Consider the following 19,024-nt stretch of genomic DNA (forward strand, 5'->3'; position numbering starts at 1 on the left):
AGCCAAGCCTAACTAGTCACAAGTGATCGTTTCAGTGGACGGAGATCCCATGACCGCACCTGCCCGGCGTTCCCGACTCGAGGCGGCGGTGACCGACTCGGCCCGCCCACGGGCCCGGGCGGTGCTGTTCGTACTCACCGCGCTCGCGGCGATGCTGGCCCTGCTCGCGGGCTGTTCGACCGGATCCGTCGACGGGGGCGGCGAGTCGGCCGACACGACCGGCGTCGAGCGGCAGGGCGAGTTCCCGCGCACCATCACCCACGCCTACGGCGAGACGGAGATCCCGGATGCCCCGCAGCGCGTCGCCACGATCTCCTGGGTCAACGCGGACGTCTCCCTGGCGCTGGGCGTCGTCCCGGTCGGCATGCCCCGTAACTCGTTCGGGGCCAACGCCAACGGTTCCACCGACTGGTTCGACGCCGAGCTCGAGGCGGTGGGTGGCGAGATGCCCGAGCTGTACTCGGAGACCGACGGCATCAACACCGAGGCGATCGCGGCGCTCGAGCCCGACCTCATCCTGGGCGCGTACTCCGGCATGACCGCCGAGGAGTACGAGACCCTGTCCAAGATCGCGCCGACCATCGCGATGCCCGAGGGCGACGTGCCGTTCGGCACCGCCTGGCAGGACTCGACCCGGCTGATCGGTGAGGCGCTCGGCCGCAGCGAGGCCGCCGAGGAGCTCATCACCGAGGTGGAGGGCCAGATCCAGCAGGTCGCCGAGGACAATCCGGCCATCGAGGGCACGACCTTCGTCTGGGCGACCGTCGACCCGGAGGCCGCGGAGAAGATCTACGCGTTCACCGACGTCGACAACCGCCCGCGCTTCCTCACCCAGCTCGGGATGGAGCAGGCCCCGGTCGTCGCGGAGGCCTCCAGCGGCTCGCCCGATCAGTTCGCCGTCACGTGGTCGCCCGAGCGCGCCGACGAACTCGCCTCCGACATCCTCATCACCTACGCGACCTCGCCCGAGGTGCGGCAGGCCATCGAGTCCGACCCGTTGCTCGGCCGCATCCCCGCTGTCGAGGCCGGCCGGATGGTCGTCCAGACCGACGAGCAGCAGGTGCTGTCCATCTCCGCGTCCTCCCCGCTGAGCCTGCCGTGGGCCCTGGACAACGTGGTGCCCGACATCCTCGCGGCCGCCCAGCAGGAGCAGGGCTGACGCCGTGACCAGCCCTGCGACGAGCACGGCCGCGCCCGCCACCCCGGTGGGTGGGCCGGTCGTGCCGGCCGCGCCCGGACACCGCCGTGTCGTGATCGGCGCGGTGGTGTCCCTGGTGCTGTTCGTCGTGGGGATCGTGGCGTCGCTGTTCGTCGGCGCCCGTTCGGTCGACCCGGCCGTGGTGTGGTCGGTACTGGGGACCCTGCCCGGACAGCTTCTCTCCGGTGATCTCGCCGCCGCCGTCGCCCCCGGCTCGGGAGCGGGTATGGACGAGGTCGTCGTGGCCGCCCGCGTGCCCCGGACCATCACCGCGGTCCTCGTGGGCGCCGCCCTGGCCGTGGCGGGCGCCGGACTGCAGGGCGCCACCCGCAATCCCCTCGGTGACCCGGGCCTGCTCGGCCTCACCGCCGGGGCCGCGCTCGGCGTGGTGCTGGGACTGGCCTTCGCCCCGGCCGCCGGCCCGTCCGTCGTCGCCCTGTTCTCGGTCATCGGCGCGCTGGTGGCCGGGATGGTCGTCGTGGGCGCGGGCCGACTCGGCGCCGACTCCGGGACCGGGCTCGTTCTCGCCGGTGCCGCCGTCACCGCCGGCTGCACCGCTGTCACGTCGTCACTGGTCATCGCGCTGCCCGGCGTGCTCGACCGCTTCCGCTTCTGGGGCCTGGGCTCCGTGGCCCGCTCGGGCGCCCCGGAGATCGGCGCGGCCGTCCCCTTCCTGCTTCTCGGGCTCGTCCTGGTCCTCGCCGGTGCCGCCGCCCTCGACGCGCTCGCGCTGGGGGACGATATGGCCCGCGGGCTCGGCGTCGGCCCGGTCGCCGGTCGCGCCGTCGTCCTGGGCGGGGTCGTCATCCTGTCCGGGGTCGCCACCGCGCTCGCCGGCCCCATCGCGTTCCTCGGTCTACTCGTGCCGCACCTCCTGCGCCGATTGGTCGGGGTGGCCAACCGCGTGGTCCTGGGCCTGTCCGTGCTCGTCGGGCCGGCCGTGCTTCTGTTCGCCGACACGATCGGCCGCGTCATCGCCCCGCCCGGGGAGATCGCCGTGGGCGTGATGACCGTCGCGATCGGCGTGCCCTTCCTCATCGCCCTCCTGCGCGCCAACCGGGGGGTGAGCACCTCGTGAGTTCCGCCGTCCTCGACCGCCCCGCCGAGCTCGCCGAGACCGAAGTGGTGGTCCGTCGGCTCTCGGCCCACCGCCGGCGGCACACCCTCGGAGTCGTCGTCGGACTCGCCGCGCTCCTCGTGGCGGTCATGGCGGTGCGCGTCCTCCTCGGCCGCTACACGGTGACCATCCCCGATTTCTTCGCCATCCTCGGCGGCGCGACGATCCCGGGCGCGACGTTCGTCGTCATGGAGGACAAGCTTCCTCGCGCGGTCCTCGGCGCGCTCGCCGGCCTGGCGTTCGGGGCGTCCGGGGCGCTGTTCCGGCGCGTCCTGGGCAACCCGCTGGCCAGTCCCGACATCCTCGGCATCTCCCAGGGTGCCTCCGCCGGGGCGGTGGCCGGGATGGCGCTGTGGGGACTGCGGGGGGTCGGTATCGTGACCGCCGCGCTGCTGGGGTCCGCCGTCGCGCTCGCGATCGTCCTCGGGGCCTCCGCCGGACGACACACGGGCATCGTCGGGCAGCGCTTCCTCATCGGCGGCGTCGCGGTCGCGGCCCTGAGCGTCGCCGTCGTCACCCAGCTCATCGCCCGCCTGCCGCTGACCGGCGCGCAGGAGGCAGCGGTGTGGACCGTGGGCTCGCTGTCCGGGGTGTCGGGCCAGCGCATCGCGTGGCTCGCCGCCGCCCTGGTCGTGCTGCTGCCGCTCGGCGTGTGGTTGCACTCCGCGCTGCGGCCCGCCGAGCTGGGGCCCGAGCTCGCCGTCGGTCTGGGATCCCGTCCCGTGCCCACCCGCGCCGCAGCCCTGGGTGTGGGTACCCTCCTGGCCGCCGCGGCCACCGCGGTGGCCGGCCCGCTCTCGTTCGTCGCCCTGCTCTCCACCCCCGTCGCCGCTGCTCTCGGCCGCGGCCGGCCGAGTATCTGGGCGGCCGCGCTGACGGGCGCGGTGATCGTGGTGGCCGCCGACATCGTGGCCGCCGAGGCCCTGAACATCGTCGATTTCCCCACCGGCGTGGTGACCGGCGCCCTGGGTGCGCCCGCCATGCTGTGGATCCTCCTGCGTTCGAGAAAGGTGGCCTGATGAGCATTCCCTCGCCCGTCGCGCCCGTACTACGCGCCCTGCCGATGGACCCGGAGCCCGAGTCCGAACCGGCCTTCCGGTTGCGTGGCCTCACGCTGGGCTACGGCGCCGAGTCGGTGATCCGCGACCTCGACCTCGACATCCCCGCGGGCCGGACGACCGTGTTCATCGGCGCCAACGGCTGCGGCAAATCCACCATCCTGCGCGCCCTGGGCCGTCAGCTGCGGCCGCTGTCGGGGACGATCGAGACCGGCGGGCGCGACGTCGCGTCGGTGAAGGCGCGCGAGCACGCGCGCTCGGTCGCGTTCCTGCCCCAGTCGCCGCTCGTGCCCGAGGGACTCACCGTCGCCGAGCTGGTCGCCCGGGGCCGGCACCCGCACCGCCGCTGGTGGGGTGGGGGCGACGACGACACGGCGGTCGCCGAGGCGCTGACCCTGACCGACACCGCCGGTTTCGCCCAACGGAGGGTCGACGAACTGTCCGGCGGTCAACGGCAACGCGTGTGGGTCGCGCTCGTGCTGGCGCAGGCCACGCCCACGCTGCTGCTGGACGAGCCGTGCTCGTTCCTCGACCTCGCGCACCAACTCGACATCCTGGACCTGGTCCGCGACCTGCCGTTGCCCGTCGGCCACGCCGGAAGCGGGGGGGAGGGCACCGGCCGGCGCACGGTCGTGGCGGTGCTGCACGAACTCAGTCTGGCCGCGCGGGTGGCCGATCACCTGGTCGCCGTGGCCGAGGGCGGCGTCGTCGCCGCGGGCCCGCCGGACCGGGTGATCACCAAGGAGACGCTGCGTCGCGTGTTCGACCTGGACGCCGACATCATCACCGACCCGGCCACCGGCCATCCCGTGGTGCTGCCGCGGGGACGACGGAAGGGGACCACATGACCGCCATCGCTGTAGAGACACCGATCGTCGTCTCGCGGACCCGGGTCATCGAGGCCCGCGATCTCGGGGACTCGTTCGTCCGCCTCGTGGTCGCGGGTCCCGACCTGCACCGGTGGTCCGCCGAGGTCGTCGACCCCGGCACGGTGCGCGACTGCTACATCAAGCTCATCGTGCCGCCGCCCGGCGGGGGAGGCGTCATCCCGGACGCCGACGGCATCCGGGACTGGCTCGCGCTGCCCGAGGGCGAGCGGGGCTGGATGCGGACCTACACCGTGCGCCGCGCCGACACCGTCGACCTCGACGGCGAGGTCGTGCCCTCGCTCACGGTGGACATGGTGGTCCACCCGGGCGACGACGAGGGGCCGGGCTCGGCCTGGGCGAGGACCGTTCGACCGGGCGGGATCGTCCATGTCGCCGGCCCCGGACGCGGACATGCACCATGGGCGGCCTGGGCTCCCGGGCGGGCCGCGCGTGTCGTGTGCGCGGGTGACGAGACCGCCGCGCCGGCCCTGCTCGCGATCGCCGACGAGCTGGCCGAGGAGCGGGCAGCGGCCGGCGCCGCCCCCGAGCGCCATGTGCAGATCGTGATCGAGGTGCCCACCACCGGCGACGCCGTGGCACTCGCGGACGGCGCCCCCGACTTCGTCACCGTGCTACCCCGCGCGGGCGAGCCCGGTGCCGCGGTGGCGCAGCACCTGGCCGGCGTGTTGGACCTGGGCGACGAGTGCGTGCAGACCGTCCTGGGCGGGAGGCGTCCCGCCGAGCGCGAGTGGCAGCCCGCCACCGCCGTGTCCGCCGGCGACCCGTACGTGTTCCTCGCCGGGGAGGCGAGCCTGGTCCGGGCCATGCGCCGACTCGCCGTTGACGCCGCCGGGGTGCCCAAGGAGGCCGTGGCGTTCATGGGCTACTGGAGGCGCGGGGCCGCGGAGTGCTGAGTGCGGTCACGCCTGGTCGGCGGGCGGGTACGACGGGTCCCGCAGCGCCCTGAGGACGCGCGGATAGCGCGACCCGGGGAGGCGGTTACCGATGGGGTCGAAGTGCAGGTCCTCGTCGTCGTCCTCCCACGTGTCCACCGTGAGTCGGCCCAGCGTCCACCACCTGCCGAGGGGCGTGGCGTGCTGCAGCGTCCACGTGCCACCGTCGCCGCCGGGGATCGCGGCCAGCAGGAGCGGTCGTCCCGCGACGAGCACGGGGAACACGGAGGTCATCGTGCGGCCGGTCGTGCGCCAGCCCGCGGTGAGGACGTAGCGGCTCAGCGGGCCCGTCCCCGTACTGGCCAGCAGGATGTCCACGGGTCGTTCGGCGTGGATCCGGACGGCCATGCCGCCGATGTCGGGGACCGCGTCCGGCAGTCCCACCGCCCGCGAGAAGCGGACGGTCGCCGGCCAACGGCCCGTGATGTCCAGCAGCGGGGAGCCCGTGCGTCCGACCCCCGTCACACTCAGCGTGGCCTTCGCGATGACGCCCTTGGGATGCAGTGCCTTGGGGCGGGCCAGTCGTGCCACCGCCGCCACCGCGCCGAACGCCGTACCCACGAGGCTGGACACCGGCGCCGACCGCAGTGCCACCTCCTTCGACTCGCGCGTCGAGGGCACGAGCGCGGACGAGGCGGCGGAGTCGTCCGCGTCGGTCGGGTCCGCCGCGCGGGCAGGGGCGGAGCGGCCGCGGCCGGGTTTCCGGGTCTCTCGGGACATGAGGCCACGATACCCAGCGGCGGGCGGTCGGGAGCGGCGCTGATCACGGGCGGGGCGGGTCGCCAACGAGACGCGTGCTTCCGGGGCCGGGCCGACGCGGGTTCAGTCGAGCGCCGATCGAAGGCGAGGCAGCGCCCAGTCCCACGGGATACGTTCCTGCTCCAGCCGAAGGTCGCCTCGGCCGGTCAACGCTTCCAGCGCGGCGGTCTCGTCGGGGGTGAGGCGCGTGGGCGCCGCGCGGGCCGGCGTGGGCTCGGGGACCGTGAACTCGCCCCAGGCGTCGAGCGTCTCGATGTCCATGAGGACGCTGACCGCGTGCGGCGCGTGGTGTCGGAGTCTGTCGAGGATCGCGAAACCGTGGGAGTCGAGGTCGCCCCAGTAGACGATGCGGGCGGTCCGAGCCCAGGGAAGCGCGGCGACGGCATCGACCGCGAACCCTCGGCCGAACACCGCGACAGTTCCGGGGAGCGCGGGGAGCGCGAGGAACGTGGTGAGATTCTCGACGACGACGAGGGTGCGCGGCCCCTCCGAACCGGGCCACAGCGCGGCGAGCTGATCGACCGGGCTCTCCACGTCGCGCAGTGGGAAATCGATCGCGGGGTCGAGGAGCCGCATCCTCACGCGAAGGTCGGAGCGTTTCAGCCCGAGACCGGAGGCAGTAACCGCGCCGTCGGGGCGTGCGCTGTCGCGACCACTTCGTGCCGCGTCGACCAGTTGCTCGACAACCCGGATCCTGGATTCGATCCACTTGGTGTCGACCCCGGGGACCGCGACTTCACGAGCACGCAATCCCTCCGTGGGATGCTCGAGCGCCCACCGGCAGACGGCGAGCAGGCGCTCCATGTCCGCGTCGCTCAGCTTCTCCCAGGTCGGCGCGGTGGCCGCGGCGGCGAGTCGCAGGACCGGCTCGTCGGAGCCCAACCGGAACAGGTCGGTGGCCCGGGCGAGCATCGCCTCCCAGCGAGCGGCTCGTCCCGCGATCCGCGCGATCGCCCGGTCGCCCCGGACCTCCGCGCGTCGGGGGAGGGCGACCACCCCGAATCCGGGCAGTCGGCGTTCCACCCAGGTGGTCTCCACATCCCGGGCGCCGTGGGCGGAATCGAACTCCCGCCACCTCCGGATCCAGTCCGCCGTGCCGACCGGGTCGTCCGCGGCCCGCGCCGCGGTCGGGGACGCGGTGGAGAATCGCAGGATGTTCGCGGCACCGGAGTCGGGGTCGGCGATCCACTCGTGGCACCGGCGGGTGAACCGGGTGGCGCACGCTTCGGCCAGATCATCGGGATCGCGCGGCGTCGTCGGCCCGGTCATGTCAGCTCGCAGCTTCCCAGGTGACCCGCTCGATGCGGGAGCGACTACTTTCCTCGATGCCCACCACCACCAGACCGCCGATGTACGGCTCAAGGGTCTGCAACAACTTGAGCGGGGTCGCCAGAACCATGTGGAACCCGAAGTCGGTGAACACGTCCATCGCGCGGCGCGTGTAGTCGGGGTCGGCCCGGTCGAACGCCTCGTCGAGGACCACGGTTCCGTAGCGCGGTACATCGGCGTCGATATCCGCGAGCTGGAACCGCAGCGCCGCGGCGAGGCAGAAGAACACCAGCTTCTGCGCCTGACCGCCCGACAAGCCGGAGGAGGAATCGTGGTAGTTGGTCGGTGCCCCGTTCTCGTCGATCTCGACGCCGATGAATCCGACGTGTCGCCGGGTGTCCAGCACGGTCTGCCGCCAGTGTCGGTCGGCGGAATCCGCGGATCCCAGCCGGTCCAGGAGGCGCGACATCACCGCGAAACCGGCCTCCGCGGTGTCGACGGTGCGCTTGTCGAGCGCTCCGGACACCGCCTTCTCCAGGTCACTCAGGAAGTCCGTGACGGTCTCGGTACGTCGGTCACGCACCTCGATCTGTAGCCACCGGCGGGACTGGAACTCCGATCGGCGCAGCGAGTCGTTGACCGGTCTGATCCCGGCCTCGATCTCGGAGCGGGCGCGGCGGATGTGACGGGCGAGCTCCCCCAGATTCCGGGTCTGCATGTCCCCGATGAGCCCGAGGAATCGGTCTTCGAACTCCGCGAGGCGGTCCCGGCGGAGCTGGATCAGCCATTCGACGGCCTCACCGACGAATTCCGGATCGGATGTGAGATCGGCCTTCTTGGCAGGCCACAGTTCCAGGTACGACGTGAGAACCGCGGTGATGCGCCGATGGAGCCGGTCGCGCGCCGTCGCGGTGGACACCTGCTCGGCGGCGATGGACCGCTCGACGCGCTGGCAGACCTCCTGCACGTTCTCGGCGGTCAGGCGGCGCGTCGCAGCCGCCAGTCGTTCGCGGATGCGGGCCGCGGCGCCTTCGTCGACGTCGCGCCTGTCATGACCGGTCAGATCGGCGAGCCGCCTCTCGAGACCCTCCACGACGCTCGCGGCAACCGCTCCGGCCCGGTTCGCGGAGTCGTACTCCGCCTGGGCCCGCGACTGCGCCTCCTCTGCCGCGCGCAGGTCCCGCTCCATCTCCGCGACCTCGGGATGCTGCTCCCGCCAGTGCTCCAGGCGATCTCGGGCGGCCCGGGCGCGTTCCCCGGCGGTGTCGGCGTCCAACTCCTCCCACCGCAGGCCCAGGAGGGTGGCGGCCGCGCGCTGGCGGGCGCGACGCTGCGCGTCGAGGTCGTCCAGTCCGGTCCACTGCCGCTCGTGCGTATCGATACGTGCCTGGATCTCGTTCCGAAGGGTGGTCAGTGCCTCCACCTTGGAGTCGTCCATACTGCCCAGCTGGAACGCCGCCGGGTCGTCGATCCGTCGGCGGTCGTCTTTCTCGAACCGCGCCCCACGTCTGATCAACCCGTGCAGGGTGACGGCCTTGTCATGGTGCTCGAGTTCGGCCGCGGTCTCTACGCAGGTCACGTCGAATTCGACCGCGAGCCTGCGGTTGAGCCACTGGAGGAACGGCCCGGTGGCGGGGCGGACCTTCCGGACGAGGCTGTTCGGGCCGGTTCTCCGGGCGGCCGAGTCGTCGCCGTGGTCGACCACCTCGTAGACCAGGCGGACGCCCAGGTGGGTCGAGTCGACGGCGGCGGCCACCCGGTCCCGGAGATGGTCGGGGACGAGCATCGTGCGGGCGAAGCCGGACAGGACCCGCTCGATCGCGGGACGCCATCGGGCGTGCTCGGAGGGGACATCGAGGAGTTCACCGGCGAACGGCAGTTCGCGCGCGCTCAGCCCCGCCTCCTCGCACACGAGGTCGCGGGCGGCCAGCAGCCGGGATTCGATGTTCGAGCGGTGTCGCAACAGCGCCTGCAGCTGCGCGGTCACCTCCTCGAGCGAGCGCTGGTCCTCGTTGAGGGACCCGGCCACCTCCCGCAGGGTCTCGCGATCCCGGGCCCGCTCGGCCTCCTGTTCCGCGTCCTCGCGCTCGAGCGTGGCGAGCAGGACGGCGAAGTCCTCCGCAGACGTCGGGAGGGTGCCGCCCAGGCGCTCGACCTCCGTCTCCGCGCGCGCACGCCGGGCGGAGACGTCGGTGGCGTGTTCGAGAGCCCGGTCGAGGTCTCTCGCCAGCTCATCCCGCCCGGCGCCGGCGCTACCCCGGAGTCGGGCGCGGATGTCGTCGGTCGCCGTGCGTCGGACATCGAATCGATCTCGTGCGGACGCGGTGGTGGACTCCGCAGCCACCAGTGCCCCGCGGGCCGTTCGCAGCTCCTCCTCGACGAGTTCGATGGTCACGGCGGCCTGCACCGCGGGAAAAGCCTCACTCTCAGCGTCCAGCTCGTCGGCCAGCGCCAGCACGCGGTCCCGGGAGGCCCGCAGGTCGGCGAGCGGGGCCAGATGGGCGATCTGCTTGCGCACGTCGACCACCGACCGGTGGGCCTCACGAAGCTCCGAGAACTGCGCCACTGCGCGGTCGGCCACCGCGAAGGTGCCCGGCTCCTCCAACATGAAGTCGCGGAAGAGTTGGTCGAGGCTGGACAGCGACTTGGCGGACAGGGTCCGGTGCAGCAGGAGCTGAGCGGACTCGGAGGCGATGCTCAGCCGACGCCGGAACGCGGCGGCGAACGCCGAGTAGCTGTCGTGGAACCTCACGTCCGGGATCTCCCGCTTGAGCGCCCGCTTGTCGATGCCACTGCGAAGGTAGCCGAACAGGCCCGGCAGGTCCGTGGGCTCGTCGGACGAGTGCTCGCGGACCCCGTGGAGACGCTTGACCCCGGCCGCGGAATTGTCGCCCGAACGCAGGTAGAGCAATAGGAGAAGTGTCACGCTGGTGCCGCGGCCGTTCGAGTAGGTCAGGGCGATCGCGGAGAACGTGGCCTTGGGACGCAGGTAGACGGAGGCCAGGTCGCCGGATTCGGCGTCGGCTCCCCGCCGCCAGGCACCTCGGATGTAGGACACGAGGGTGCGCCCCGATCCCCGTCCCGCCTCCTCCTGCGCGGCGGCGTTGAATCGCAGGTGCGCCGGGGGCACGAGCACCGCTGAGACCGCATCGATGAGGGTCGATTTGCCGGACCCGGATCCGCCGGTGATGAGGAACCCCTTCCGCGGCACCTCCACGTCGTGATACCCGTCAAGCGTTCCCCAGTTGCACACCTGGATTCGCGACAGTCGCAGCTGATCAGGGTGTTCCGGAGCTCCGGGAAGCTGTAGGGCCTCAGTCATCGTCGACCACCTCGTCGTCGTCGAACAGAGCGTCGTCCCGCCCGCCGGCCGGTTCGCCGTCGTGCTCACCGTCGGCCCCACCGCGCGCCTCGATCAGGGCGCGGTACTCGTCGCGGATCCCCGCGACGACGTCCGCGTCGAACAGGTGGCGGAGGACGGGGGAGACCTCGGCGCGCCCCGCTGTCTCCGTGTCGGAGAGCAGCGAGTAGCTCTTGAGCCGGTTCCACGAGGCGTCGAACTTGCGCGCATACCGGCTCCGGTCGGAGTCGACGACGGAACGGTAGACGTCGACCCGCTCGGCCACGTCCTCGCGATCCACGATCACCCGCTCGCCGGGCTGGGCCACGGACAACTCGGACCGCAGGTGCAGGAGCAGGACGGTGTCCATGTGCGACAGCGTCTCGGTCCGCAGTACCGCCGGGACCTCGACCCGTCCACCCGTGTCGACCTGCCTGGTGAAGGCGATACCGGCGTCGTGGTCCAGCACCAGATCGAGGAAAACGTCCGCCAGTCGCGATCGCATGGCGGGCTCGTCGGAGACCACAGCCGCCCAGATCTCCGGCTGGCGATGCGCCTGCACCAGCGGGCCCGTGAGCAGCCGGGCCAACGCGCGTCTGGAGGCGAAGGACAGCGTCCCGGTGTCACCGGGCCACAGGCCGTCATCACCCGCACCGTCAGGTCCGTCGGGATCGGCCGTCGCAGGGGTAGTCACAGATCCTCCTCCAGAACTCGATCGGCCGTGAACACCAGGGTCGGGATCCGGGCGCTCAAGGTCGGGCCGGATCCACTCGTCCATGTGACGGTCTCGACCGAACACGGGTCATCCGGTGGTGCCTCGGCCTGCGTGGTGATGGCCAGATTCAACAGCCCGACGATACTGGCGACGCCCTGGGTGGCCGGGTGTTCGCGGAGGATCGCCCCGATGGATGACGGGCCGAGCCTGGACACCACGTCGCGGACATGGGCGCGGAGTTCGGCCTCGTCGATCTCCGAGGCCCGGACAAGCGCCGTGAGGGCCTCGAGGTCCGCGTGGCCCTCCTCGTGGTGCGCGACCTCCGCCGCCACCCGTTCCTCTCCCGGATTCCGCAGGCGCAGCGCGCTCACAGACCGGACCGACATTCCGACCCGACGGAGCGGCACCGACATCTGACTGGTCGGCTTCACGGCGCGCGCGCCGCTCGCCTCGGCTGCCGCGGCGCGGGCGGACCGGATCAGTGCCAGCATCTGCCGGTGCTCGACGTAGGCGTCGGAGGTGACGAAGTGCCGCAGGCTGCGAGACAGAGAGGTGAGGACACCGTTGACCTCAGCCCCGGCGGTCTCCATCTCGTCGAACAGCTCCCGCAGGCCCCGCCTGGCTGACGGGGGTAGGTCGGCGACCTGCGGTCGGCTCAGGATGTCGTCGATCCACGTGTCGACCGACGCCGAGCGTTCGGGATCGAGGAGCACCGAGTAGAAGGACGAGAAGCTGCGGCCGGCCTCGGAGTCACCGATGAGGTCGACGCCGCCGAAGACGGCGTCGAGGACGTCACCGCGCGCGCCGTCCTGGTCGAGGAGACGACGACGGAGGTCTTGGTTGAGCGACTCGAATTCGGCGCGGACGCGGGCGAAATCGGCGGGTATGTCATCCGCCCCGCGGAGGATCTCCGACACCTTCTCCCCGACCTGCTCCGGGTCCGCGAGCTCGAGGTCGCCCGCCTCGACACGTGCGATGGCGGCGTCGATACGGTCGCGCTCCCGGTGGAGGGCGGCCAGCCGGCCCTGAACGGACGGGTCGGTGTCCCGTGCGAGGTCCTCCAGTTGCCGGGTGAGCGTCTCGACGCGGGACACGGTCAGTCCGCGTCGCGGTGTCTGCAGGCCGTCGAGAAAGTCCATCACCACGAGTGCGGACTGGGTGGGTTCGAGCGTCTCACCCGTCGCCGCGGTGCCGGGTCTGCGCAGCATCCAGCCGGCGTCGACCCATTGACGTACGTAGGCCTGGGCTGTTCCCGGAACGTCCGCGCCGGAGTCGCGGACGGCAGTCAGGGTCCTGTCGAGGAACTCGTAGAACTCCGAGGACGGGACACGCCGTGACGACCCCTCGAAGACCTCCGCCAGCACCGCCACGATGAGCGGCCACAACTGGGCACGCAGCAGCGAGAGGGCGGATGATTCGCCGTTCAGCCTTGAGAGCTGGAGGAAACGGGCGAGCGCGGACACGAGTCTCATGGTGGCACGCGGTGCCGCTTCATCCTCCAGAGTGTTCGGAACACGTAGTGCGAGAAGGGGGTGCGCGGAACGCTCTTGTCGATGGGCCGGCGCGGCGGATGCCGACGGTTGGCCGGTTCAGTCGTCGACGCCGCGGGCGGCCAGGGCGTCGCCGAGCTGGTCGGCCGTCGTGAGGGCGCCGAGGACGGTGGGCACCACGAGCGCACGGATCGACATGCCCAGGCCGCGCGCCTTGCGGGCCTCGGTGACCTGCCGAAGCTGGCGGGCGATGAGCGGGATCGCACGGATCGTCAGCACGAGCACCAGTGCGATGCGATCCGGCGAGACACCGACGTGGCGCAGGGGGCCGGCGGCGCGCGTGACCGCGTCGAGCATGTCGGAGATGCGGGTCGTCAGCGCGACGAGGCCCGCCACCGCGATGGCCACCAGCAGCGCACCGCACACCCGTAGGGCGGTGTCGAGGTCGGCGACGATCCACTGCAGCACGAGGATGGCGATCAGCATCGGCAGGACCGGCCGGACCTGATCCCACGCCGCGCGCGGGCGGATACGGCCGATCGCGTACAGCGCCCCGGTCAGGGCCAGGGCGGGAAGGACGTGCCACGGCTCGCGGATCAGCAGGGTCGCGGCCAGGATGAGGACGCACACCAGCAGGATCTTCAGCCCGGCGGGAAGGCGGTGCAGCAGCGAGTCCCCGGGGATGTAGGTCGCGAACACGTCACCGCTCCAGCGCGATGCGCCGGTAGCCGGCCAGCGCGGGCCCGGGGTAGTCGTCGATCACCACGCGGCCGCCGTCGACCACCAGCACGCGATCGAAATCGGCGACCAGGTCCAGGTCGTGGGTGACCACGACCAGCTGCTGCTCGAGAGCGGCGAACGTCTCCGCCACCAACTGGCGATTGCGCAGGTCGAGAAGGGTCGTGGGCTCATCGGCCACGATGACCGAGGGCTCGATCACCAGCACCGCCGCCAGCGCGAGCAACTGCTTCTGCCCCCCGGACAGGAGGTGGCACGGATGACCGGCATGCCCGGCGAGGCCGAACGTCTCGAGCACCTGGGCGACTCGTCGTCGTCGTTCCTCCTTGCCCATCCCGGAGCGCCGCAGGGAGAAGTCCACGTCCTCCGCCACGGTGGGCATGACGATCTGGGTGTCCGGGTCGGTGAAGCAGAAGCCCACCCGGCGCCGGACCTGCGCGCCCTTGCGGCGGGTGTCCAGGCCGTCGACCGTCACGGTGCCCGACGTGGGGACGACCAGCCCGTTGATCATGCGCGCCAGCGTGGACTTGCCGCCGCCGTTGACGCCGACGATGCCGATGCGGCGCTCGGTGAGGGTGAGGTCGACGTCCGAGAGGACGGGCCGGTCGCCGTAGGCGTGGCCGACTCCGTCGAAGCGGATCTCGGCGCCGCGCGGGTCGGGGGCGCTCGGGCTGGTCACGCCGCCGTGGAACGCTGCCCGCGCAGCGGGGCGATCAGCCCGGGACGCGCGCGGTGCACCTGTGCCGCCACGATCGCGGTGACCACCGCCTTGAGCAGGTCGCCGGGCAGGAAGACCGTGTTGGCGGCGATCGCGCCCGTGACGGTGAGCTCGGTGCGGATGAGCATCCCAGCCACGCCCACCGCGTAGATCACCCCGATGCCGCCGACGATGTTGATGAGCAGCCCCGGCAGCACGCGGTAGCGCGGCAGGACCCACGCCGTGAGCAGGCCGATCACGATCACCGCCGGGATCCAGCCGATGAGGAAGCCCGCCGTGGGGCCGGCCAGCGAGGTCAGGGTGGTGCGGCCACCCGCGAGTACCGGCAGTGCCAGGCCGATGATCATCACCGCGAGCACCGACAGGGCGCCCTTGCGCCAGCCGAGCAGCGACCCCGCGAGCATCACGCCGAGGGTCTGCAGGGTGATGGGTACGCCCGCCGAGCCGATGCTGATCTGGCCGGGCAGACCGAGCACGACGATGAGGGCGGCGAACACCGCGATCTGGGCGAGGTCCCGGGTCGCGCTGCGGGCCGGGACCGTGTCGATCGACATGCTCATGACACTCCTTGGTGACGCTGCGGCCGCAGGGCGACCTGAACACCGTTCATTGTGGCACGGGGGGTGGCCCGGCGCACAGTGGGGTCGGCGGGGGCGCGCCGTCCCGGACAAAGAAACCCCGGGGGCGCGGAACTCGGGATAACGCCCCCGCGCCCGTCCCCGCGCCCGCCCCCGCCACTGCGGCCCCGACGTCAGAGGGCCTGGCCGGGTATCCGGAACCCTATCCCCGGTACGACCGGTCAGTCCCTCGCGGTGCTGGCCCGGATATGCGCTCGTTCGCCCTGCCGGCCCACCAGGCTGAGGAACTCCACCGGGCCGGCGCTGGTGGCACCGAACCAGTGCGGGGTGCGGGTGTCGAACTCGGCAGCCTCGCCCGGGGTGAGGATGAGGTCGTGCTCGCCGAGGACCAGTCGCAGTCGGCCGTCCAGCACGAACACCCAGTCGTGGCCGTCGTGGACGTGGAGGTGCGGCTCGTCGTCGTCCCTCCCCCGGGGTAGCACGAACTTGTACGCCTGGATCCCGCCCGGCCGGCGTGACAACGGGATGACGGTGGCGCCGTAGTCGGTGGTGAAGGGCCGCAGGGCGATGCGGGGGTCGCCGGTCGGCGGGGCGTCGACGAGGTGGTCCAGCGTGACGCCGTGCGCCCGCGCGAGCGGCAGCAGCAGTTCGAGCGTGGGCCGGCGCTGTCCCGACTCGAGGCGGGACAGCGTGCTGGGGGAGATGCCGGTCTTGTCGGCGAGCTCGGCGAGGGTCATGTCGCGGCGCCGTCGCAGGGACCGCAGGCGGGGTCCCACGCCGGTGAGGGTCTGGGAGGTCGGGTCGGTCATGAAGCCAGTTTGCCATTTCGGCAAGGAACGTTGCGCCTGCGAGGTGCGGGCGCCATCGTCGAGGGACGAGGGCCGCGACCGCCGGCCCAGAGCGGGGGAGACGGACAGATGAGTACACGGATCGACGACCTGCGGGACGTGGTCGTGGTGGGCGGCGCGGCGGCCGGGCTCAGCGCCGGCCTGACACTGGCGCGCGCACGACGTGGCGTGACGGTCATCGACGCGGGGCGGCCGCGCAACGCGCCGGCCGAGGGGATCCACGGTCTCCTCGCGTTGGACGGTGTGGAGCCGTCGGAGTACCTCGCGCGGGGGCGCGCGGAGGTGGAGAGGTACGACGGCGAGGTCGTCGACGGCGAGGTCGTGGACACCCGCCCGGCCGGCACGGTTTCGACGTCATCCTGGCCGACGGGACGGTGCTGCCCACTCGCACGCTCGTCCTCGCGATCGGGGTGACCGACGAGCTGCCGGACGTTCCCGGGGTGCGCGAGCAGTGGGGGCACGGCGTCCTGCACTGCCCGTACTGCCACGGTTGGGAGGTCCGCGACCAGCGGATCGGCGTCATCGCGACCGGCCCGATGTCCGTGCACCAGGCCGTGCTGTTCCACCAGTGGAGCCGCGCCATCACCTTCCTCACCGGCGGGCGGCCGCTCGACGAGCAGGACCGCGTCCATCTGGACGCGCTCGGAATACCGATCGTCGAGGGTGGGATCTCGCGGGTGGAGACCGACGGTGGGCGTGTGGTCGGCGTCCGGGTCGACGACGACGAGGTCATCGAACTCGACGCGGTGGTGGTGGGCAGTCGGATGACCGTGCGGGTCGAGCCCTACACCGCGATCGGCGTGACGGCGGACGATCACCCCGTGGGCACGTTCATCGCCACCGACGAGACCGGCGCCACCTCGGTGCCGGGCGTGTGGGCGGCCGGCAACTGCGCGGACCTCATGGCGCAGGTCGGAGCGGCGGCCGCACACGGCGCCCGCGTCGCGCAGTTCCTCAACGCCGCGCTGGTGACCGCCGACCTCGAGAGTGCTGTCGCCGAGCAGGCGGGTGAGGTGGTCGATGACGCACGAGTTTGACCGTCGCTACTGGGACTGCGTCTGGTCCGGCGCGGCAGACACCGGGAACGCCGGGGACGCTGGCCGGGCGTCCGCGATGGCCACGAGCCCACCCAATCCGCACCTCGTCCGCGAGATCGCGGGGCTGCGTCCCGGGACGGCGCTCGAGGCCGGGTGCGGGGCCGGGGCCGAGGCGTTGTGGTTGGCCTCGAGAGGCTGGCGCGTGACGGGGGTCGACCTCGCGGCCGGGGCGCTCGAGGTCGCGGCGCGTCGTGCGGCGGCGGCCGGCCTGGTCGACCGGGTGTCGTGGCTCGAGGCGGACCTGTCCGTCTGGGAGCCCGAGGTCCGGTTCGGCCTGGTCACGACGCATTACGCCCACCCCTCGATCCCGCAGCTGGACTTCTACGAGCGACTCGCGGGCTGGGTGACCCCGGGCGGCACGCTGTTCATCGTGGGGCACCTCCACCACGGAGAGCGCGGAGCGCACGGCCACCACGGCGCCGCGGGGCATCTCCACCACGGCGCCCACCCGCCGGCCGAGGCCAGTGCGACCGCCGCCGGGATCACCTCGGTGCTCGGGCGGGACCGGTGGCGGATCGACACCGCGCTCGAGTGCTCGCGCGAGATGGCCGGGCGCGGCGGCGCCGCGGTGACCGTGCACGATGTCGTCGTCAGGGCCACCCGGAGGACGTGACCGCCGGCGCGTACCTCACCCGCCGGCGGGGCGGGTGAGGTAACTGTTCTCACATGCCCCGCGTCATCCCCGCTCACCCCGTCTACGGCCCTCCCTCGGAGGAGAGGGTCGTCGACCTGCTCCGGGACCAGCTGGCCGACGACTGCCTCGTCGTGGTGGGGCAGCGCGTGTCGACGGCGGAGAAGGAGCACGAGGTCGACGCCCTCGTCGCGATGCCCGGTGCCGGGATCGTGGCCATCGAGATCAAGTCCGGGCAGATCACCGTCGAGGACGGACGCTGGGTGCAGGGCAGTGGCGGCAAGCAGTTCACGATCGACCCGGTGACGCAGTGCCGCGAGGCGCTGTACGCCCTGCGTGGTTACGTCAGCGAGGACCCACGCTGGCCGCGACAACACCAGCGCTGGACCCACCTGCTCGTCTTCCCCAACGCCTCGATCCCCGGCGACTTCGCGCTGCCGCAGATCAGCCGCGACCGGATCGTGGACCGGGACCAACTCGATCAACTCGCGTCGGTCGCGCACCGGGTCGCGCGGGAGTCCGGACCGGCCGACCGCCCGTTCCTCGCCGCGGACACGGTCGACAGGCTGGCCGAGATCCTCGGCGGTCGCGGGTTGCCGCAGCGCGACGTGGTGGCGCGTGCCGCGGAGAACGCCGACATCGCCGACGCGCTCACCCGCGAACAGTCGGTGCTGCTGCGCGCGGTCGACGCCCTCCCGCGCGTCGAGATCCGCGGCGGCGCCGGGAGCGGCAAGACCTACCTCGCTCTAGAGCAGGCCCGCCGGCTGTCGCGAGACGGGCAGCGGGTGGCATTGATCTGCTATTCCCACGGCCTGGCCAGCTACCTCAGGCGCGTCACCAACGGATGGAAGCGGCGCGAACGGCCCGCCTACGTCGGGGAGTTCCACGCCCTCGGTGTGGAATGGGGCGCCCCGGCGGGGCCCGACGAGCGCATCCGGTCCGCCGAGTCGGTGCGGTGGTGGGAGGAGGAGCTCCCGCGGTTGATGTCCGAGCTGGCCGACGGGCTGCCCGACGGCCGGCGTTTCGACGCCGTGATCGTGGACGAGGCCCAGGACTTCGCCGACAGCTGGTGGCAGCCCGTGATCGGGGCTCTGCGTGACCGGGAGAACGGTCGCCTCATGATCGTCGGTGACGTCGGGCAGAGCGTCTTCCAGCGGGCGGGTCGACCGCCCGTGGACCTCGTGCCCCTCGTGCTGGACCACAACCTCCGCAACACCCGGCAGATCGCCAGCGCGTTCCTCCCGCTCGTCGGACACCGCATGGAGCTGCGGGGAGGGTCCGGCCCCGCGGTGCGGTACGTCGACGTCCCGGAGGGGGCCGACCCGATCGCGGTGGGAGACGACGAGGCCATGCGGCTGCTCGACGAGGGCTGGGAGCCCGGTGACGTCGCCCTGCTGACGATCGGCTCACGCCACCCGATGCAGGTGGAGCTGCAGGAGGACGGCAACGACGCCTACTGGGAGACGTTCTGGAGCGGAGAGGACATCTTCTACGGACATGTCCTGGGCTTCAAGGGACTCGAGCGGCGGGCGGTCGTACTGGTGTGCAACGGGTACGAGGGCATCGACCGCCTCCGCGAACGCATCTACGTGGGTCTGTCGAGGGCGACCGACGTGCTCGTCGTGGTGGGGGAGATCGACTGCTGA

18 protein-coding genes are annotated in these 19,024 nt (G+C 72.2%); 9 read left to right on the forward strand and 9 right to left on the reverse strand.

What is annotated here, in order from left to right:
* The first annotated feature begins 49 nt into the window (after positions 1–49).
* The 5 genes from C3V38_RS12450 to C3V38_RS12470 are packed head-to-tail and all read left to right on the forward strand — an operon-like array spanning position 50 to position 5,156.
* Complete coding sequence (locus tag C3V38_RS12450; protein WP_106385894.1) at positions 50–1,159, forward strand: iron-siderophore ABC transporter substrate-binding protein; 1,110 nt, start codon at positions 50–52, stop codon at positions 1,157–1,159.
* Positions 1,160–1,163: 4 nt separating this feature from the next.
* Positions 1,164–2,276 carry an iron ABC transporter permease gene (locus C3V38_RS12455; RefSeq protein ID WP_106385895.1) on the forward strand — a complete coding sequence of 371 codons (1,113 nt, stop codon included), beginning with the start codon at positions 1,164–1,166 and terminating at the stop codon, positions 2,274–2,276.
* Positions 2,273–3,334: an iron chelate uptake ABC transporter family permease subunit gene (locus tag C3V38_RS12460; protein ID WP_106385896.1), complete on the forward strand. Its 1,062-nt coding sequence runs from the start codon at positions 2,273–2,275 to the stop codon at positions 3,332–3,334. The genes C3V38_RS12455 and C3V38_RS12460 overlap by 4 nt, the downstream gene beginning before the upstream one ends.
* Positions 3,335–3,378: 44 nt before the next feature.
* Entirely contained in the window at positions 3,379–4,221 is an 843-nt protein-coding gene (locus C3V38_RS12465) for an ABC transporter ATP-binding protein (protein WP_174705808.1), read from the forward strand.
* A complete protein-coding gene (locus tag C3V38_RS12470; RefSeq protein WP_106385898.1) occupies positions 4,218–5,156 on the forward strand; it encodes a siderophore-interacting protein in 939 nt (312 codons plus the stop codon). Before C3V38_RS12465 ends, C3V38_RS12470 begins: the two co-directional genes overlap by 4 nt.
* A gap of 6 nt (positions 5,157–5,162) precedes the next feature.
* Here the strand turns inward: C3V38_RS12470 and C3V38_RS12475 are convergent, their stop codons facing one another.
* The 9 genes from C3V38_RS12475 to C3V38_RS12515 all read right to left on the reverse strand — a co-directional run bounded on the left by C3V38_RS12475 (position 5,163) and on the right by C3V38_RS12515 (position 15,611).
* Positions 5,163–5,915 (reverse strand): phosphodiesterase, encoded by a 753-nt coding sequence (locus C3V38_RS12475; RefSeq protein WP_106385899.1) that lies wholly within the window; start codon positions 5,913–5,915, stop codon positions 5,163–5,165.
* A 102-nt stretch (positions 5,916–6,017) separates the two neighbouring features.
* On the reverse strand, positions 6,018–7,223 hold the full coding sequence (locus C3V38_RS12480; RefSeq protein ID WP_165001110.1) for a Wadjet anti-phage system protein JetD domain-containing protein: 1,206 nt from the start codon (positions 7,221–7,223) through the stop codon (positions 6,018–6,020).
* 1 nt (position 7,224) lies between these two features.
* Entirely contained in the window at positions 7,225–10,545 is a 3,321-nt protein-coding gene (locus C3V38_RS12485) for an ATP-binding protein (RefSeq protein ID WP_106385901.1), read from the reverse strand.
* Positions 10,538–11,257, reverse strand: a complete 720-nt coding sequence (locus C3V38_RS12490; RefSeq protein WP_106385902.1) for a DUF4194 domain-containing protein — start codon at positions 11,255–11,257, stop codon at positions 10,538–10,540. Before C3V38_RS12490 ends, C3V38_RS12485 begins: the two co-directional genes overlap by 8 nt.
* Positions 11,254–12,741 (reverse strand): DUF3375 domain-containing protein, encoded by a 1,488-nt coding sequence (locus C3V38_RS12495; RefSeq protein WP_165001111.1) that lies wholly within the window; start codon positions 12,739–12,741, stop codon positions 11,254–11,256. Before C3V38_RS12495 ends, C3V38_RS12490 begins: the two co-directional genes overlap by 4 nt.
* 126 nt (positions 12,742–12,867) lie before the next feature.
* Complete coding sequence (locus C3V38_RS12500) at positions 12,868–13,467, reverse strand: energy-coupling factor transporter transmembrane protein EcfT (RefSeq protein WP_007631965.1); 600 nt, start codon at positions 13,465–13,467, stop codon at positions 12,868–12,870.
* Position 13,468: 1 nt separating this feature from the next.
* Positions 13,469–14,185: an energy-coupling factor ABC transporter ATP-binding protein gene (locus C3V38_RS12505; protein WP_070721449.1), complete on the reverse strand. Its 717-nt coding sequence runs from the start codon at positions 14,183–14,185 to the stop codon at positions 13,469–13,471.
* Entirely contained in the window at positions 14,182–14,784 is a 603-nt protein-coding gene (locus tag C3V38_RS12510; protein ID WP_106385904.1) for a biotin transporter BioY, read from the reverse strand. Before C3V38_RS12510 ends, C3V38_RS12505 begins: the two co-directional genes overlap by 4 nt.
* Positions 14,785–15,023: 239 nt before the next feature.
* Positions 15,024–15,611 (reverse strand): helix-turn-helix domain-containing protein, encoded by a 588-nt coding sequence (locus C3V38_RS12515; protein WP_106385905.1) that lies wholly within the window; start codon positions 15,609–15,611, stop codon positions 15,024–15,026.
* Between the two features lie 108 nt (positions 15,612–15,719).
* On the opposite strand from C3V38_RS12515, the gene C3V38_RS18110 reads away from it, so the two are divergent.
* The 4 genes from C3V38_RS18110 to C3V38_RS12530 are packed head-to-tail and all read left to right on the forward strand — an operon-like array spanning position 15,720 to position 19,024.
* Entirely contained in the window at positions 15,720–16,064 is a 345-nt protein-coding gene (locus C3V38_RS18110) for an FAD-binding protein (RefSeq protein ID WP_254425979.1), read from the forward strand.
* Positions 16,025–16,687: an NAD(P)/FAD-dependent oxidoreductase gene (locus C3V38_RS12520; RefSeq protein ID WP_254425980.1), complete on the forward strand. Its 663-nt coding sequence runs from the start codon at positions 16,025–16,027 to the stop codon at positions 16,685–16,687. Before C3V38_RS18110 ends, C3V38_RS12520 begins: the two co-directional genes overlap by 40 nt.
* Positions 16,671–17,360: a bifunctional 2-polyprenyl-6-hydroxyphenol methylase/3-demethylubiquinol 3-O-methyltransferase UbiG gene (locus tag C3V38_RS12525; protein WP_165001112.1), complete on the forward strand. Its 690-nt coding sequence runs from the start codon at positions 16,671–16,673 to the stop codon at positions 17,358–17,360. Before C3V38_RS12520 ends, C3V38_RS12525 begins: the two co-directional genes overlap by 17 nt.
* Positions 17,361–17,413: 53 nt before the next feature.
* Entirely contained in the window at positions 17,414–19,024 is a 1,611-nt protein-coding gene (locus tag C3V38_RS12530) for an NERD domain-containing protein (protein ID WP_106385907.1), read from the forward strand.

This window comes from Dietzia sp. oral taxon 368 (genome assembly GCF_002999155.1).
Lineage (GTDB): Bacteria > Actinomycetota > Actinomycetes > Mycobacteriales > Mycobacteriaceae > Dietzia > Dietzia cinnamea.

Excerpts from the sequence above, each read along its gene's own strand:
- C3V38_RS12465 (WP_174705808.1), top strand. The coding sequence starts at position 3,379 with ATGGACCCGGAGCCCGAGTCCGAACCGGCCTTCCGGTTGCGTGGCCTC.
- C3V38_RS12450 (WP_106385894.1), top strand. The coding sequence starts at position 50 with ATGACCGCACCTGCCCGGCGTTCCCGACTCGAGGCGGCGGTGACCGAC.
- C3V38_RS12525 (WP_165001112.1), top strand. The coding sequence starts at position 16,671 with ATGACGCACGAGTTTGACCGTCGCTACTGGGACTGCGTCTGGTCCGGC.
- C3V38_RS12470 (WP_106385898.1), top strand. The coding sequence starts at position 4,218 with ATGACCGCCATCGCTGTAGAGACACCGATCGTCGTCTCGCGGACCCGG.
- C3V38_RS12515 (WP_106385905.1), bottom strand. The coding sequence starts at position 15,611 with ATGACCGACCCGACCTCCCAGACCCTCACCGGCGTGGGACCCCGCCTG.
- C3V38_RS18110 (WP_254425979.1), top strand. The coding sequence starts at position 15,720 with ATGAGTACACGGATCGACGACCTGCGGGACGTGGTCGTGGTGGGCGGC.
- C3V38_RS12510 (WP_106385904.1), bottom strand. The coding sequence starts at position 14,784 with ATGAGCATGTCGATCGACACGGTCCCGGCCCGCAGCGCGACCCGGGAC.
- C3V38_RS12475 (WP_106385899.1), bottom strand. The coding sequence starts at position 5,915 with ATGTCCCGAGAGACCCGGAAACCCGGCCGCGGCCGCTCCGCCCCTGCC.
- C3V38_RS12530 (WP_106385907.1), top strand. The coding sequence starts at position 17,414 with ATGCCCCGCGTCATCCCCGCTCACCCCGTCTACGGCCCTCCCTCGGAG.
- C3V38_RS12485 (WP_106385901.1), bottom strand. The coding sequence starts at position 10,545 with ATGACTGAGGCCCTACAGCTTCCCGGAGCTCCGGAACACCCTGATCAG.
- C3V38_RS12480 (WP_165001110.1), bottom strand. The coding sequence starts at position 7,223 with ATGACCGGGCCGACGACGCCGCGCGATCCCGATGATCTGGCCGAAGCG.